Annotated in this window: 13 protein-coding genes; 7 read left to right on the top strand and 6 right to left on the bottom strand. The window is 43.7% G+C overall.

The window, feature by feature from the left end; genetic code table 11:
• Positions 1-352: 352 nt before the first annotated feature.
• From hemG to BCU68_RS11760, 3 genes are read right to left on the bottom strand one after another with little or no spacing between them, the layout of a single operon-like run.
• The gene (gene hemG / locus BCU68_RS11770) at positions 353-880 is read right to left on the bottom strand and encodes a menaquinone-dependent protoporphyrinogen IX dehydrogenase (protein ID WP_102564937.1); all 528 of its coding nucleotides are present in this window, start codon (positions 878-880) and stop codon (positions 353-355) included.
• Positions 881-889: 9 nt separating this feature from the next.
• Positions 890-2,347, bottom strand: coding sequence for a TrkH family potassium uptake protein (locus BCU68_RS11765; RefSeq protein ID WP_102564936.1), 1,458 nt, complete (start codon positions 2,345-2,347; stop codon positions 890-892).
• Between the two features lie 46 nt (positions 2,348-2,393).
• Complete coding sequence (locus BCU68_RS11760) at positions 2,394-3,017, bottom strand: YigZ family protein (RefSeq protein WP_102564935.1); 624 nt, start codon at positions 3,015-3,017, stop codon at positions 2,394-2,396.
• A gap of 217 nt (positions 3,018-3,234) precedes the next feature.
• Between BCU68_RS11760 and fadB the strand changes: the two genes are divergently transcribed.
• The 3 genes from fadB to BCU68_RS11745 all read left to right on the top strand — a co-directional run bounded on the left by fadB (position 3,235) and on the right by BCU68_RS11745 (position 7,781).
• Positions 3,235-5,406 (top strand): fatty acid oxidation complex subunit alpha FadB, encoded by a 2,172-nt coding sequence (fadB, locus tag BCU68_RS11755; protein ID WP_102564934.1) that lies wholly within the window; start codon positions 3,235-3,237, stop codon positions 5,404-5,406.
• A gap of 27 nt (positions 5,407-5,433) precedes the next feature.
• A complete protein-coding gene (gene fadA / locus BCU68_RS11750) occupies positions 5,434-6,597 on the top strand; it encodes an acetyl-CoA C-acyltransferase FadA (RefSeq protein ID WP_102564933.1) in 1,164 nt (387 codons plus the stop codon).
• 203 nt (positions 6,598-6,800) lie between these two features.
• Entirely contained in the window at positions 6,801-7,781 is a 981-nt protein-coding gene (locus BCU68_RS11745) for an MDR family oxidoreductase (protein ID WP_102564932.1), read from the top strand.
• Between the two features lie 78 nt (positions 7,782-7,859).
• Here the strand turns inward: BCU68_RS11745 and BCU68_RS11740 are convergent, their stop codons facing one another.
• The gene (locus BCU68_RS11740; RefSeq protein ID WP_102564931.1) at positions 7,860-8,801 is read right to left on the bottom strand and encodes a LysR family transcriptional regulator; all 942 of its coding nucleotides are present in this window, start codon (positions 8,799-8,801) and stop codon (positions 7,860-7,862) included.
• A 74-nt stretch (positions 8,802-8,875) separates the two neighbouring features.
• Positions 8,876-9,082, bottom strand: a complete 207-nt coding sequence (locus BCU68_RS11735; RefSeq protein WP_102564930.1) for a hypothetical protein — start codon at positions 9,080-9,082, stop codon at positions 8,876-8,878.
• A gap of 134 nt (positions 9,083-9,216) precedes the next feature.
• On the opposite strand from BCU68_RS11735, the gene tusA reads away from it, so the two are divergent.
• Positions 9,217-9,468, top strand: coding sequence for a sulfurtransferase TusA (gene tusA / locus BCU68_RS11730; protein ID WP_102564929.1), 252 nt, complete (start codon positions 9,217-9,219; stop codon positions 9,466-9,468).
• On the opposite strand, the gene BCU68_RS11725 is transcribed toward tusA, so the two are convergent.
• Positions 9,465-9,722 (bottom strand): hypothetical protein, encoded by a 258-nt coding sequence (locus BCU68_RS11725; protein ID WP_102564928.1) that lies wholly within the window; start codon positions 9,720-9,722, stop codon positions 9,465-9,467. The genes tusA and BCU68_RS11725 overlap by 4 nt on opposite strands.
• Positions 9,723-9,989: 267 nt before the next feature.
• On the opposite strand from BCU68_RS11725, the gene glyQ reads away from it, so the two are divergent.
• From glyQ to BCU68_RS11710, 3 genes are all read left to right on the top strand, one after another.
• Positions 9,990-10,922 (top strand): glycine--tRNA ligase subunit alpha, encoded by a 933-nt coding sequence (gene glyQ / locus BCU68_RS11720; RefSeq protein WP_102564927.1) that lies wholly within the window; start codon positions 9,990-9,992, stop codon positions 10,920-10,922.
• A gap of 2 nt (positions 10,923-10,924) precedes the next feature.
• Complete coding sequence (gene glyS, locus BCU68_RS11715) at positions 10,925-12,991, top strand: glycine--tRNA ligase subunit beta (protein ID WP_102564926.1); 2,067 nt, start codon at positions 10,925-10,927, stop codon at positions 12,989-12,991.
• 138 nt (positions 12,992-13,129) lie between these two features.
• Positions 13,130-15,214 (top strand): alpha-amylase, encoded by a 2,085-nt coding sequence (locus BCU68_RS11710; protein WP_102564925.1) that lies wholly within the window; start codon positions 13,130-13,132, stop codon positions 15,212-15,214.
• Positions 15,215-15,235 lie beyond the last annotated feature (21 nt).

The following is a 15,235-nucleotide window of genomic DNA, read 5'->3' as shown; positions in this document are numbered from 1 at the left end:
TTTGATTCCTAAGAATCAATGATTACCTAAGTAATCTTTTTGATTATCATCAACGAGTGCCCACACAGATTGATAGGTTTAAATTGTTAAAGAGCTTACTTTAAGCTTTCGCTCAAAGTGGACGGCTATTTTAGCGATTCAATCAAAAGTGTCAAACACTTTTTTATATTAAATAGCTTTTTTATTTAGCCTCTGATTTTCGTTACAAAACTCTGTGAGCCTTGCTCCGTGTCAGTGAGGACGCATTATAGAGATACCGCTGAAGTTGGCAACCCCTTTCTTGTATTTTTTTCATCTTTTCTTGTTGTTCGAGTAAAAAACAAGCAAAGAGGTCTATAAGTGAGCATTAACTCTACATTTCTCTTAGCTTTCCAGCGAATTTAGTCACTTTTTCCCAGTTTGTGTACTCGACTTCTTTACTTGGATCGGTTTCACCACCTGTTATCTTCATAATGAAGCGAATCATTCCTCTATCGAACCAATTATAACGAGGGTAATAAAGCGCACCGGCAAAAACACCGATCAAACTCGGCTGCCATAATGACTTCTTCAAGAAGGTTTTAATATAAACGCTGCCTTCTGGCGTATCTTTCCCTTGGTCTTCTTTTCTTGCGGTTAAGTTTACGCAGAAGAAAGCGACCTTATTATGGTTTAGCTGTTCAATGTTCTTATCTATAAAGGTATACAGCTTTTTGTTCAAATGACCATAGCGAATAGAAGCGCCAATCAGTACTCGGTCATATTGAGAAAAATCAAATGTCCCTTCTTCATGCAGATCGACCACCTCGCATTCATAGTCACTTAATTTATCTTCTATATAGTGGAGTATTTTTTTTGTTTGCCCTTCACGGCTAGAATAAAGAAATAATGCCTTTGCCATACGATATCCTTAACTACGCCAAAACGTAGGTGTCAGTAAAATTAATAGGGTAAATACTTCTAAACGCCCAAACAGCATCGAAACAATTAAAATCCATTTTGCTGTATCGTTAATATCGCCAAAATGAGAAGAAACCTCACCAAGCCCTGGGCCTAAGTTATTTAATGTCGCTGCTATCGCTGAAAATGCAGTTAGCTCATCAATACCTGTCGCAATCAATGCCAACATACACACGACAAATACCAAAGCATAAGCGGAAAAGAAACCCCATACCGCATCAACGACTCGCTGAGAAAGCGCCGTCCCACCAACTTTGATCGTATAAACCGCTCGCGGGTGCACTAAACGTTTCATTTCACGTGCGCCTTGCAAGGTTAGAAGCAAAATTCGAATCACTTTCATGCCGCCACCGGTCGATCCCGCACAGCCACCAATAAAAGAAGAGAAAAGTAACAGCACAGGTAAGAATAGCGGCCACTCTGAGAAACTTGTCGTGGTGAATCCTGCCGTCGTTGATATAGAGACAGTTTGGAATAACGCCTGATCAAAAGCATCATACATTGAGTCATAAACTTGATGATTGAGCAGAATTAAAAAACACACTAAGAAAAGGATAGCTTGGATAAAGATGAAAGCTCTAAACTCCGGATCTTTCCAGTAATACTTCGGATGTACCCCACCAGAAGCAAAAACAGCAAAGTGCAATGTATAGTTACAAGCCGAGATCAGCAGGAAAACAGCCGTAATCATATTAATGGCAGGACTATTAAAGTACCCCATACTGGCATCGTGAGTAGAGAAGCCACCAATTGCCACCGTTGAGAAGCTATGACTAATGGCATCAAAGACACTCATACCAGCAATCCAAAAAGCCCCCGCACAAGCAATCGTCAAACTTAAATAGATATACCAGAGTGCTTTGGCAGTCTCTGCAATTCTTGGGGTTACTTTGGTGTCTTTAACTGGTCCGGGAATTTCAGCTCGATATAACTGCATACCACCGATACCCAACACAGGTAAAATAGCCACAGCAAGTACGATGATACCCATACCACCAAACCACTGCAGGAATTGACGGTAAAATAAGATCGCTTTAGGTAATTCATCAAGTCCAACAATGACAGTCGCACCCGTCGTCGTTAATGCTGAAAAGGATTCAAAAAAGGCGTCAGTGACCGAAATATTAGGGTTATCACTGATCAAAAAAGGTAATGAGCCAGCACTGCCGATAACAGTCCAGAACAGCACCACAATAAGAAAGCCATCTCGCGCTTTCAGTTCTCGCTTATGACGACGATTAGGAAACCAAGATATGCCGCCACAAACTAATAGCACGACAAAGGTTGTGACAAAAGGAACACCAGCACCATCGCGATAAACTAACGCAACGAAAGCAGGCGCTAACATAGAGATACTGAAGAGAGCGAGCAGAAGCCCGACGATTCGGATGATTGATCGAAATTGCATGATTTAGATAATGACGGCCACTATATATAGAGGCAGTACTGATTCCCTAGTTATCTTCCACTTTAGTGACCAATGCTTTGGCACCACTTTTATTAATGATGATTTGAGTAAATTCCGCCACATGACGCATTTCAATCTCAATCACCATTGCCACTTGCACACCATAATCTGCGTTTATAATCTCAATGTCATATTGCGACATAACAGATTGAGCAATCGGTAGAAATCCATAATCTAACCTCAAATGGCGCTGAGTCGTCACTTTCTTTTCTATCGTTTGTAATTGTTTTAAAGCTTGCTGTACACCACCGCCGTACGCCTTAACAAGACCACCGGTACCAAGTTTAATACCACCAGAATAGCGAGTGACTACCGCGGTTAATTCACCAACGCCTGAACCAGATAGCTGGGCTAATATCGGCTTACCGGCTGTGCCTGACGGTTCACCATCATCACTAAACCCCCATTTCATTGAGTCTTCAGGTCGCCCAGCAACAAAGCCCCAGCAGTTGTGCCGTGCATCGCTATGTTGCTGTTTTATTTGCTCAACAAACCGTTTAGCAGCCTCAATATTAGGAGTATGCGCAAGATGAGTAATAAAGACACTTTTCTTTATCTCTTCTTCAAACTGAGTCGCATATTCAGGGATCAGGTAAGGCTGCTCATTCATGGTATTTCATCATTAAAAATTGGTCTGACAGTATATCAGACCTGCAATAAATTGACGAAGTGATATAGTTAACACGACAATGTTAAACAATTGTTTAAAAAATGTATTGAAATTAATTCTTAGTCAGTCCACACTTGTGCAACTGGTCTAACCAGAACATAAAAATAATAATTCTTCTTACTAAACAATCTCGAATTGTATGTCACGGAGATAGACAATGATTTACCAAGCCAACACCCTACAGGTAAAAGAACACCCGAATGGAATCGCTGAATTAACGTTTTGCGCTCCAGGTTCCGTTAATAAGCTCGACCTTGCAACACTTGAGTCGCTCGATAAGGCGCTCGATGCTCTACAACAACACCCAGGTCTTAGCGGACTGCTACTCACTTCTGATAAAGATAGCTTTATTGTTGGAGCTGATATTACTGAGTTCTTAGGTTTATTTGCTAAACCACAAGATGAACTCGATAGCTGGGTTCAATTTGCCAATGCTATTTTCAATAAACTAGAAGACTTACCCGTACCTACGCTCTCAGTATTATCGGGGCATGTTTTAGGTGGCGGTTGTGAGTGTGTACTTGCCACTGATTTTAGAATCGGTGATGCGAGCACGAATATTGGTCTGCCAGAGACAAAACTGGGCATTATGCCTGGCTTTGGGGGAAGTGTGCGCTTACCTCGAGTTATTGGCGCTGATAATGCAATGGAGATGATCTCTGCCGGCAAAATCCAACGGGCAAATACGGCGTTAAAGATCGGTTTGCTCGATGCTGTCGTTGATAGTGACTGCTTACTTGAGTCGGCATTTAACACCCTGCAACTGGCTAGCCTAAATACATTAAACTGGCAGCAACGTCGCCAACAAAAAACCTCACCTTTAACGCTCAGTAAGTTAGAAGCAACAATGAGCTTTACCATGGCAAAAGGCTTGGTGATGCAAAAAGCGGGACCACATTATCCTGCCCCAATTGCAGCAGTAAAAACCATTGAAGATGGGGCAGAACATAGCCGAACGGTTGCCCTAGATATTGAACGTAGCTACTTTGTGCAATTGGCAAAATCTCAAGTGGCTCAGGCATTAGTTGGCTTGTTCCTGAGCGACCAATATATAAAAGGGATCGCAAAACAATCGGCGAAATCGGCTGATAAAGAGACGCAACGAGCCGCGGTATTAGGTGCTGGCATTATGGGCGGTGGTATTGCTTACCAATCTGCGCTTAAGGGTGTCCCGGTTATCATGAAAGATATCGCGCAACCTTCACTTGATTTGGGGATGAATGAGGCATCGAAGTTACTGAATAAACGTTTATCACGTGGACGTATCGATGGATTCAAAATGGCGGGCATCTTAGCGTCTATTACCCCTAGCTTGCATTACTCCGGTATTGAGACCAGCGATATAATCGTTGAGGCTGTCGTTGAAAACCCTAAGATAAAAGCTGCCGTTTTAAGTGAAGTAGAACAATACGTCGATGACAATACGGTTTTAACCTCCAATACTTCCACCATTCCAATCAACTTATTAGCCAAATCCCTACAGCGACCTGAAAACTTCTGTGGCATGCATTTTTTCAACCCTGTGCACCGAATGCCATTAGTTGAAATCATTCGTGGTGAGCAAACATCTGAAGAAACCATTAATCGCGTTGTCGCCTATGCTGCGAAAATGGGTAAATCCCCTATTGTTGTCAATGACTGCCCTGGTTTCTTTGTTAACCGAGTACTTTTCCCATATTTTGCTGGCTTTAGCTTACTGCTACGTGATGGTGCTGATTTCACGCAAATCGATAAAGTGATGGAGCGTAAATTTGGTTGGCCGATGGGACCAGCTTACCTGCTTGATGTGGTTGGTCTTGATACCGCTCATCACGCTCAAGCTGTCATGGCGCAAGGTTTCCCAGAAAGAATGGCAAAAGAGAATCGCGATACCATTGATGCTCTGTTTGAAGCAGACAAGTATGGTCAAAAGAATGGTTCCGGGTTTTATCAATATAGTGTCGACAAAAAGGGCAAACCGAAGAAGCAATTTGACCCTAGCGTCCTGTCTTTATTAAAAGAAGTCTGCGCCGAGAAACAGCCTTTTGATGATCAAGATATTATCCAACGCATGATGATCCCTATGATTAATGAAGTAGTGCTATGTCTACAAGAGGGCATTATTGCTAGCCCTCAAGAAGCTGATATGGCATTGGTTTATGGATTAGGTTTCCCTCCATTTAGAGGTGGCGTATTCCGTTATTTAGATCAGATTGGTTTGAAAAATTACCTACAGATGAGCAAGCAATACCAAGATCTAGGTCCTCTTTATCAAGCGCCACAAATGCTGCTTGATATGGCAAGTCATGGTGAGTCTTTTTATCCGTCTCAACAAGCAAGTTCTCTGTAACTCTATCTTTGGAAAAGGAATATAAAGATGAATAACGTCGTTATTGTTGATTGTCTTCGTACACCGATGGGACGCTCCAAAGGTGGAGCTTTTCGTCATACTCGCGCTGAAGATCTATCAGCACATTTAATGAAAGGGCTATTAGCGCGCAATCCTCAAGTGGATCCTCTGCAAATTGAAGATATCTACTGGGGCTGTGTGCAACAAACGCTAGAGCAAGGGTTTAATATTGCTCGTAATGCCGCTTTACTCGCTGGGCTACCCATTGAAGTTGGCGCGGTGACCGTCAATCGCTTATGTGGTTCTTCGATGCAAGCGCTGCATGATGCCTCTCGCTCTATCATGGTTGGTGATGCTGAAATCTGCCTCGTTGGTGGGGTTGAACATATGGGTCATGTACCAATGAATCATGGGGTCGATTTTCATGCCGGTCTCGCAAAAAATGTAGCAAAAGCAGCAGGGATGATGGGGCTGACGGCTGAAATGCTTGGCAAAATGCACGGAATTAGTCGTAAAGATCAAGATGACTTTGCCGCTCGCTCTCATGCTCGCGCTCATGCCGCCACGGTTGAAGGTCGTTTTAAAGCTGAGATTTTACCCATTGAAGCACATGCGCCAGATGGTTCGTTATTCTTGCTCGACCACGATGAAGTGATCCGCCCTGAAACCACCAGCGAAGGTCTAGCAAAACTGCGCCCGGTGTTTGATCCAGCAAATGGTACGGTCACTGCGGGTAGCTCTTCCGCTTTATCCGATGGGGCTTCAGCAATGCTCATCATGAGTGAAGAGAAAGCCAAAGCACTTGGTTTACCTATTCGAGCTAAAGTGCGCTCAATGGCAATTGCTGGCTGCGATCCTTCTATCATGGGTTACGGTCCTGTGCCTGCAACTCAAAAAGCGCTAAAACGTGCTGGTCTTAGTATCGATGATCTTGATGTGATTGAACTCAATGAAGCCTTTGCTGCTCAATCCTTGCCGTGCGCCAAAGATCTAGGCTTAACCGAACTGCTCGATGAAAAGGTCAATCTAAATGGTGGTGCGATTGCATTAGGTCATCCGCTTGGTTGTTCTGGAACGCGAATTTCCACCACGTTAATTAATATCATGGAAGCAAAAGATGCCAAGTTCGGTCTTGCTACCATGTGTATTGGTTTAGGTCAGGGTATCGCAACCATTTTTGAGCGACCTTAAACTCCGCAGCATAAAACATTAACCAACCTCAAAGAGCAGCTATTATTGGCTGCTCTTTTTTCACTTAATCTATGCATAAAACGCATAGTAATAATGTTGAAGTATCATTTTTTTTCTTGCCAATTGTCACCTACACTACATTTATCGACTGAGCAGATGATGATGTTCTGCCCTATTTTACTTCGCTCTCATTGGAGATAATCATGTTTAAAGCCTTAGTTCTCAACCAAGAAGATAAAAAAACCATCGCTGCTATTTCTCAAATCGATGAAACACAACTGCCGGAAGGTAATGTTCAGATAGATGTAAATTATTCATCTCTAAACTACAAAGATGGTTTGGCAATAACTGGTAAAGGGCGCATTGTTCGCAACTTCCCTATGGTTCCAGGTATTGATTTAGCTGGTAAAGTTTCTCAATCGGATGACCCGCGTTACCAAGCTGGTGATGAAGTGGTACTGACAGGTTGGGGCGTTGGTGAAGGTCACTGGGGCGGCATGGCTGAAAAAGCACGCCTTAACGGTGATTGGTTAGTGCCAATGCCAAAAGGTCTTGATGCGAAAAAAGTGATGACCATTGGTACTGCTGGCTTTACGGCTATGTTATGTGTTCAAGCGATTGTTGATGCTGGCATTAAACCTGAAGATGGCGAAATCCTTGTAACGGGTTCAAGCGGCGGCGTGGGCAGCGTTTCAATTACTCTACTAAACCAACTTGGCTATAAAGTGGCAGCCGTCACTGGCCGCGCGACTGAAAATGGTGAACTACTAAAATCTCTTGGTGCTTCTCGCATCGTTGAGCGTAGTGAATTTGAAGCGCCAGCAAAACCATTAGAAAAACAGCTATGGGCAGGTGCCATTGATACTGTAGGTAGCAACATGCTAGCGAAAGTATTAGCGCAAGTGGATTACAACGGTGCAGTAGCAGCATGTGGACTGGCCGGTGGTTTTGACTTACCAACCACAGTGATGCCATTCATTTTACGTAATGTGCGTCTACAAGGTGTTGATTCTGTAATGTGTCCACGCGAAAAACGCATTAAAGCTTGGGAGCAATTATCTGAGCTATTGCCTGAATCTTTCTACGCTCAAGCAAGCAAAGAAGTCTCTCTTGATGAAGCGATTCAAGCAGCTGAAGACATTACTAATGGTCAAATTACAGGTCGTGTTGTTATCAAAATCTAGTCATCGTTAGATTCTTAATATCAGTCGTCAATGAGTCAAACGGGATTAAACCTGTTTGACTCATTAATCTAAACGATACTAACCTAAGCCAATATCTTCAATTCGCTTCTCAATCAACTTGCCACACTCTTCTTTAACCACTCGACGCAGCCAAGCTTGTGCCGGAGAGGTATCACAACGTGCATGCCAAATTAATGAGTAATCAAAGGGAGTGAACTCAAACGGCAGCTTTTTGATCACCAAATCATAACGCTCTGCAACTAAGTAGGCTAAATCGGCAGGCACAGTGATCACCAACGGCATTTCATCAACAATCGCTAATGCCGCTTCTAAGTGATATGCCCTCAATACCATTCGACGTGGTTGTTGGTTTGCTAATGCATTATCAAGTAACGCTTTGACCCCATCACTAATGGCAATCATCGCATGTGGAAGATTGATATAGTCTTGCAAAGTCAGCGCTCGATTGGCTAAAGGATGATTCTTAGATACTAAACAAGAGACACCAACTTGACCTAATAATTCGCGTTTTAGAGGGGCAACGGAGCCGATCGGACGACAAATGGCCATATCGACTTTTTCCGTGCTGAGTTGCTTGAACAGGTTCTCATGATTGAGCGGTGCAAACTCTAGCGAGATATTCGGCGCTTGCTGATAAATTTTAGGCAAGGCATACGGCAAGATGGTTTGCATCGCGTAGTCGGTCGTCGCAATGAGGAAATGCTGATCGCAATGAATAGGAACAAAGTCGCTCGGCGTTAACAACTGGCGCAAGGATTCCAACGGACGATTTATTTGTGCATTGATTTCTAATGCTTTTTCCGTAGGGACTAAGTGTTGACCTTCACGGGTAAATAAAGGATCACCCAGCATGTCACGCAAGCGCCCCAAAACACGACTCATCGCCGATTGACTTAAATTAAGACGTATTGCCGCTTGGCTTACGCTATTTTCCTCAAGTAGCACCTTCAATGCCACCAGCAAGTTTAAGTCTCGACGATATATATCTTCTAATTCCACAATAAAGTCCTGCAATGAGTTCTGCGCTATTTATACCTTATTTTCAGCAGAGAGCGATCACTAATGCAAAAGTTCTAGTGGTGATGTGTATTATGCTCGTCGGTTTCATCACTCGAGTCTTCTTTCCAGCGATACACCTCGACAGCAATCCCCATGATGGTCACACCCACAGCAACCACAGGAATAATTGAGGTATCCGTTGGCGACATGGTGACTAATCGACAAAAAGCCATAAAGCATAAAACGGAATAAACGGATAATCGTTCTAAAGATGTCAACATAGCTACTCCTTAGCGTACATGTGATTGATAAATGATGCGCATCACCCTCTTTTGTTCTCTTTGCTTGAGGGTTATTGCGTTTTTTTGTTAGCGATGTATTCTTCTCAATGAAGAAATAATAAGAGATATTCACGATGACATTTAACGCTGAACTCGCCACCCATACCTTAGAGGCAGAAGGATTACGTTGCCCAGAACCTGTCATGATGGTGAGAAAAACCATAAGAACAATGCAAGATGGTGAGGTGCTGTTAGTGACGGCAGATGACCCTTCGACCACGCGTGATATTCCAAGCTTTTGTCGCTTTATGGATCATCAACTCATTGGCGAACAAACTGACAGCTTGCCTTATCAGTATTTGATCAAAAAAGGTCTCGCTAACTAGCCGTTATTTTGTTGGTGACGCTGAGAATTAAGCTTATCTACTTGAGCTTGCAACTGGCGCATCTCTTTTCGCATTGGAAGGATGTGTGCCACTCGTATCCACGACTCGATAACCAATCCAGTCATCACTAATGCCCCGACAACAATGGGTAACCACAGGTCAGTTAATACCATAGCCAGCAAGGTTATTACCCAACCAAAGGTGAATAAATAGCTTTGGCTTTTTGCGCTCATACCCATATAACGAGTCAACATACCTACGTCCTCTCTCTAGAACATCGACTTATTAAACCTAGCACATAAAATGCAAAACTTGTGTGCCAAGCGTCACGCTCAAACACGATTCTTTTTAGAAAACCTTTCGCTAACCAGCTCTCCACCCAGCAATAATGGATGAAATTACTCGAAAAACTGATAATGCCGATTAAATAAGCAACATTGCTACTACTCGCGCTCTGAATATCTGCGTATAATTACCCCTTATTAGATGAACTCAGACAAAAGAATCGCGCGAATTTAATTATGCAAAAATACGATATCAAAACCTTCCAGGGAATGATCCTCGCGCTGCAGGATTATTGGGCTCAAAATGGCTGTACGATTGTACAACCTTTAGATATGGAAGTCGGTGCAGGTACCTCTCACCCGATGACCTGTTTACGTGCTCTTGGCCCAGAGCCAATGGCAACCGCATACGTTCAACCATCTCGTCGTCCTACTGATGGCCGTTATGGTGAGAACCCAAACCGCTTGCAGCACTACTATCAATTTCAAGTAGCACTAAAGCCTTCTCCAGATAATATCCAGGAGTTGTACTTAGGCTCTCTCGAAGTGCTTGGTATCGATCCGCTTGTTCACGACATTCGCTTTGTCGAAGATAACTGGGAAAACCCAACTCTGGGTGCTTGGGGTCTTGGCTGGGAAGTATGGCTAAACGGTATGGAAGTCACTCAATTTACTTACTTCCAACAAGTTGGCGGCCTTGAGTGTAAACCTGTAACAGGTGAAATCACTTACGGTATTGAACGTCTAGCAATGTACATTCAAGAAGTGGACTCGGTTTATGACCTAGTTTGGAACCACGGCCCTCAAGGTGTGGTGACTTACGGTGATATCTTCCACCAAAATGAAGTTGAGCAATCGACTTACAACTTTGAACACGCTGACGTTGATTTCCTATTTAGCTTCTTCGAACAGTGTGAAAAAGAGTGTCAGGAATTGCTTGCTCTTGATAAGCCACTTCCTCTGCCAGCTTACGAGCGCATTCTTAAAGCCGGTCATGCATTCAACTTGCTTGATGCACGTAAAGCTATCTCTGTAACTGAGCGTCAACGTTACATCCTTCGTATTCGCAATCTGACTAAAGCAGTAGCAGAAGCGTACTACGCGTCACGTGAAGCACTAGGCTTCCCGATGTGTCGTTCTCAAGAAACAAAAGCGAACGAGGAGAAGTAATCATGGCGAAGAATTTTTTAATTGAACTTGGTACTGAAGAACTGCCACCAAAAGCACTTCGCTCTCTAGCTGAAGCTTTTGCTGCTAACTTTGAAGCGGGTCTTAAATCTGCTGAGCTTTCTCATGAAGGTATTAAGTGGTATGCCGCACCTCGCCGTCTTGCACTAAAAGTGGCAGCACTGGCTGAAGGTCAAGCAGACAAAGTTGTTGAAAAGCGTGGTCCTGCAATTTCAGTGGCTTTTGATGCTGAAGGTAATGCAACGAAAGCGGCTCAAGGTTGGGCGCGTGGTAATGGTATTACTGTTGAGCAAGCTGATCGTCTAAAAACAGACAAAGGCGAGTGGCTTCTATTTAAACAAGAAGTTGCTGGCAAACCTGTGCAAGAGTTAGTGATTGATATCGCAGCGAAAGCATTAGCTGGTCTACCAATCCCGAAAGCAATGCGTTGGGGCAACTCTGACATTCAATTTATCCGTCCAGTAAAAACATTAACCGTTTTACTTGGTGATGAGCTGATTGAAGGTAAAATCCTAGGCGTGGCTTCTGCACGTACGATTCGTGGTCACCGCTTCATGGGTGAACAAGAATTTACTATCGACTCTGCTGACCAATACCCAACGCTTCTTGAAGAGCGCGGTAAAGTCATGGCCGATTACGATGCACGTAAAGCGATCATTCTTGCTGATGCTAAAAAAGCAGCGGAAGCGGTTGGCGGTATTGCTGATCTAGAAGACGAGCTTGTTGAAGAAGTCACATCTTTGGTTGAATGGCCTGTTGTACTAACAGCAAAATTCGAGCAAGAGTTCCTAAAAGTGCCTTCTGAAGCTTTGGTTTACACCATGAAAGGTGACCAAAAGTACTTCCCTGTTTATGATGCTGAGAAGAACCTACTACCAAACTTTATCTTTGTTTCGAACATCGAGTCTAAAGAGCCTCGTCACGTAATCGAAGGTAATGAAAAAGTAGTTCGTCCTCGCCTTGCGGATGCGGAATTCTTCTTCAATACTGACCGTAAGCGCCCGCTTATCGACCGTCTACCTGAACTAGACCAAGCTATCTTCCAAAAGCAACTTGGTACTATCAAAGACAAAACCGATCGCATCACTGAACTTGCTGGCTACATTGCTGAGCAAATCGATGCTGACGTTGAAAAGTCTAAGCGTGCTGGTCTACTGGCTAAATGTGACCTAATGACATCTATGGTATTCGAATTTACCGATACTCAAGGTGTTATGGGTATGCACTACGCAACGCATGATGGTGAAGATGAGCAAGTAGCACTTGCCCTATACGAGCAATACATGCCTCGTTTCTCTGGTGACGACCTACCAAGCACTGGCATCTCATCGGCTGTTGCTATGGCAGATAAGCTAGACACGATTGTTGGCATCTTCGGCATCGGTCAAGCACCAAAAGGTTCTGACCCATTTGCACTACGTCGCGCATCATTAGGTGTTCTACGTATCATTGTTGAAAACGGATACAACTTAGATTTAGTTGACCTTATCGGCAAAGCAAAAGCACAACTTGGCGATAAGCTAACGAATGAAAACGTTGAAAAAGACGTGATTGATTTCATGCTAGGTCGTTTCCGTGCATGGTACCAAGACGCTGGTTTCAGCATTGATATCATCCAAGCTGTATTAGCTCGTCGTCCAACAAAACCGGCTGATTTCGATCAACGTGTTAAAGCTGTTTCTCACTTCCGTGAATTAGAAGCCGCTGAAGCTTTGGCTGCTGCGAACAAGCGTGTAGGTAATATCCTAGCGAAGTTCGATGGTGAATTGGCTCAAGAGATCGACCTTACACTGCTTCAAGAAGACGCAGAAAAAGCACTGGCTGAAAATGTTGAAGTCATGACTGAAGCACTAGAGCCAGCATTCGCAACGGGTAACTACCAAGAAGCTCTAAGCAAATTAGCAGACCTACGTGAACCTGTTGATGCTTTCTTTGATAACGTAATGGTTATGGCTGATGACGAAGCGCTGAAAAAGAACCGTCTAACTCTGCTAAACAACCTACGTAACCTCTTCCTACAGATTGCTGATATCTCTCTACTACAAAAGTAGATCGATAACTCACTTTGTTCAAAGGGAAGCTTCGGCTTCCCTTTTTTTCATCTATTAATCCTTCGCTTTATGCTTTATCACTCAGATTGTACATGGCTGTGTTTGTTATAAATTCGGTGTTTATTCACGGAGGACATAATGAAAAAGACCATATTCGCACTATCGCTACTGGCTTCACTCACTGCTTGTAGTCAAACGCCAGAAGATGCCATTTTATTAAGCGTCGATGATTCTCAAGTTGTTTTTACCTCCACCAGCACTGGTGAGTTGGTTGCTGAGCAGCATTTTGATAAAGGGGCGTATACGCTCTCTATTGCCAACGCTGCGAACGAATGTGGTCATAGTTTTGCCCTAGCTGAAGATAAACGAATTCGTTTTAATACCCCAATGACGCTAGATAATTGCGTTGATAGCTCAGCGCTGCCACTGAAAATCTACAAAGCCAATACCTATCAATTTTCCCTTAACCCTGACAGCAAGCAATTAACCGTTAAAGTTAAACCGAAAAAAGCCAGCATCACATCACAATGTCCAGTCGCAACAGCAGCACCGAAGACCATTGATGTCAGTAAAACCTTTGCCGATGGTGTCACGGTAAAAGATGCATTAACGGGCAATCAAGTTGTGGTTCAAGATGGTGCTATAAGCTTGCAGCCTGGCGTAAATAGCCAAGGACTATTGTTGCTTGAAGAGGTGATAGAGAAAGAAACGCCTGCCTTTAGTTGGGATAACGCCACCGTCTATTTTGTTATGACAGACCGCTTTTATAATGGCAATCCCGACAACGATAACAGCTATGGTCGTAGCCAAGATGGTCAGCAAGAAATCGGCACCTTCCATGGTGGTGACTTAGCAGGACTAACGAAAAAGCTCGATTACATTGAATCACTTGGGGTGAATGCCATTTGGATAACCTCACCGTTAGAGCAAATTCATGGTTGGGTCGGCGGTGGTGATCGTGGCGACTTTAAACACTACGGCTATCATGGTTACTATCATCAAGATTGGACCAAGCTTGATGACAACATGGGCACAGAGGAAGAGCTACGCACCTTTATTGATACTGCCCATGAAAAAGGGATCCGCATTGTTTGGGATGTGGTGATGAACCACACCGGTTATGCCACCCTAGCGGATATGCAGACCTTTGATTTTGGTCAGCTATACCTTAATGATGAAGAAGCCAAAGCGATCTTAGGGGAACGCTGGACAGACTGGACACCTAAGTCTGGTCAAAACTGGCATAGCTTCAACGACTACATCAAATACAACGATGATGAAGCATGGAATCGTTGGTGGGGCACAGATTGGTTACGCACTGATATCGGCAACTATGACTCACCGGGATACAATGACATCACCATGTCGCTCAATTATTTACCCGATCTTAAAACCGAGTCGACACAAACGACTGGGTTACCAAATTTCTATCATAATAAACAAACCAATGCACTTGATAACCAAGCAACGCCACGTGAACATTTAATCACTTGGTTATCCGATTGGGTACGTGAATATGGCGTGGATGGCTTTCGAATTGATACCGCTAAGCACGTTGAGATGGAAGCGTGGGATGAGTTAAAGCAAAGCACTAATACGGCATTAGCACAGTGGAAAGCCAATAACCCTGATAAAGCGCTCGACGATCTGCCATTTTGGATGACTGGTGAAGTATGGGCACATGGAGTAGTAAAGAGTAACTACTTTGATCAGGGCTTTGATTCGATCATTAACTTTGAGTTCCAATCCGATGTCGCCCCGAAAGCATTAACCTGTTTTGCTCACCTTGACCAAGACTATCGTCGCTATGCAAAAGCCATTAACTCTGATGATGATTTTAATGTGCTGAGCTACCTTTCTTCTCATGATACGGCTCTATTTTGGGCATCACGCAGTAAGAGTTTTGATGACCAAAGAAAGGCAGCGAATGCGTTAATGCTTGCTCCAGGTGCCGTGCAGATTTACTACGGTGATGAAGTGGCTCGTGATTTTGGTCCAACCGGTTCTGATAGCCATCAAGGTACGCGATCTGATATGCCATGGGATAGCATTGAAGGTGAGCGTGAGTTACTGCTTAAACACTGGCAAACGCTCGGTGAATTTAGACAGCGTCACCCTGCCGTTGCTCAAGGTCAACACATTACCCGCAATCAAGACGGTTACTATGCCTTTGAGCGCCAATACCAAGATGACAAAGTGCTGATTGTTTATACGGGTGAGTAAGCGGGAGAATAAGCACGACGT

The organism is Vibrio sp. 10N.286.49.B3 (genome assembly GCF_002873395.1).
Taxonomy (GTDB): domain Bacteria; phylum Pseudomonadota; class Gammaproteobacteria; order Enterobacterales; family Vibrionaceae; genus Vibrio.
This window is presented reverse-complemented; position numbering and strand designations above follow the sequence as displayed.

What these genes read in the sequence shown, in the direction of transcription:
- hemG (WP_102564937.1), bottom strand. Translation starts at nt 880, where the DNA reads ATGGCAAAGGCATTATTTCTTTATTCTAGCCGTGAAGGGCAAACAAAA.
- BCU68_RS11765 (WP_102564936.1), bottom strand. Translation starts at nt 2,347, where the DNA reads ATGCAATTTCGATCAATCATCCGAATCGTCGGGCTTCTGCTCGCTCTC.
- BCU68_RS11760 (WP_102564935.1), bottom strand. Translation starts at nt 3,017, where the DNA reads ATGAATGAGCAGCCTTACCTGATCCCTGAATATGCGACTCAGTTTGAA.
- fadB (WP_102564934.1), top strand. Translation starts at nt 3,235, where the DNA reads ATGATTTACCAAGCCAACACCCTACAGGTAAAAGAACACCCGAATGGA.
- fadA (WP_102564933.1), top strand. Translation starts at nt 5,434, where the DNA reads ATGAATAACGTCGTTATTGTTGATTGTCTTCGTACACCGATGGGACGC.
- BCU68_RS11745 (WP_102564932.1), top strand. Translation starts at nt 6,801, where the DNA reads ATGTTTAAAGCCTTAGTTCTCAACCAAGAAGATAAAAAAACCATCGCT.
- BCU68_RS11735 (WP_102564930.1), bottom strand. Translation starts at nt 9,082, where the DNA reads ATGTTGACATCTTTAGAACGATTATCCGTTTATTCCGTTTTATGCTTT.
- tusA (WP_102564929.1), top strand. Translation starts at nt 9,217, where the DNA reads ATGACATTTAACGCTGAACTCGCCACCCATACCTTAGAGGCAGAAGGA.
- BCU68_RS11725 (WP_102564928.1), bottom strand. Translation starts at nt 9,722, where the DNA reads ATGTTGACTCGTTATATGGGTATGAGCGCAAAAAGCCAAAGCTATTTA.
- glyQ (WP_102564927.1), top strand. Translation starts at nt 9,990, where the DNA reads ATGCAAAAATACGATATCAAAACCTTCCAGGGAATGATCCTCGCGCTG.
- glyS (WP_102564926.1), top strand. Translation starts at nt 10,925, where the DNA reads ATGGCGAAGAATTTTTTAATTGAACTTGGTACTGAAGAACTGCCACCA.
- BCU68_RS11710 (WP_102564925.1), top strand. Translation starts at nt 13,130, where the DNA reads ATGAAAAAGACCATATTCGCACTATCGCTACTGGCTTCACTCACTGCT.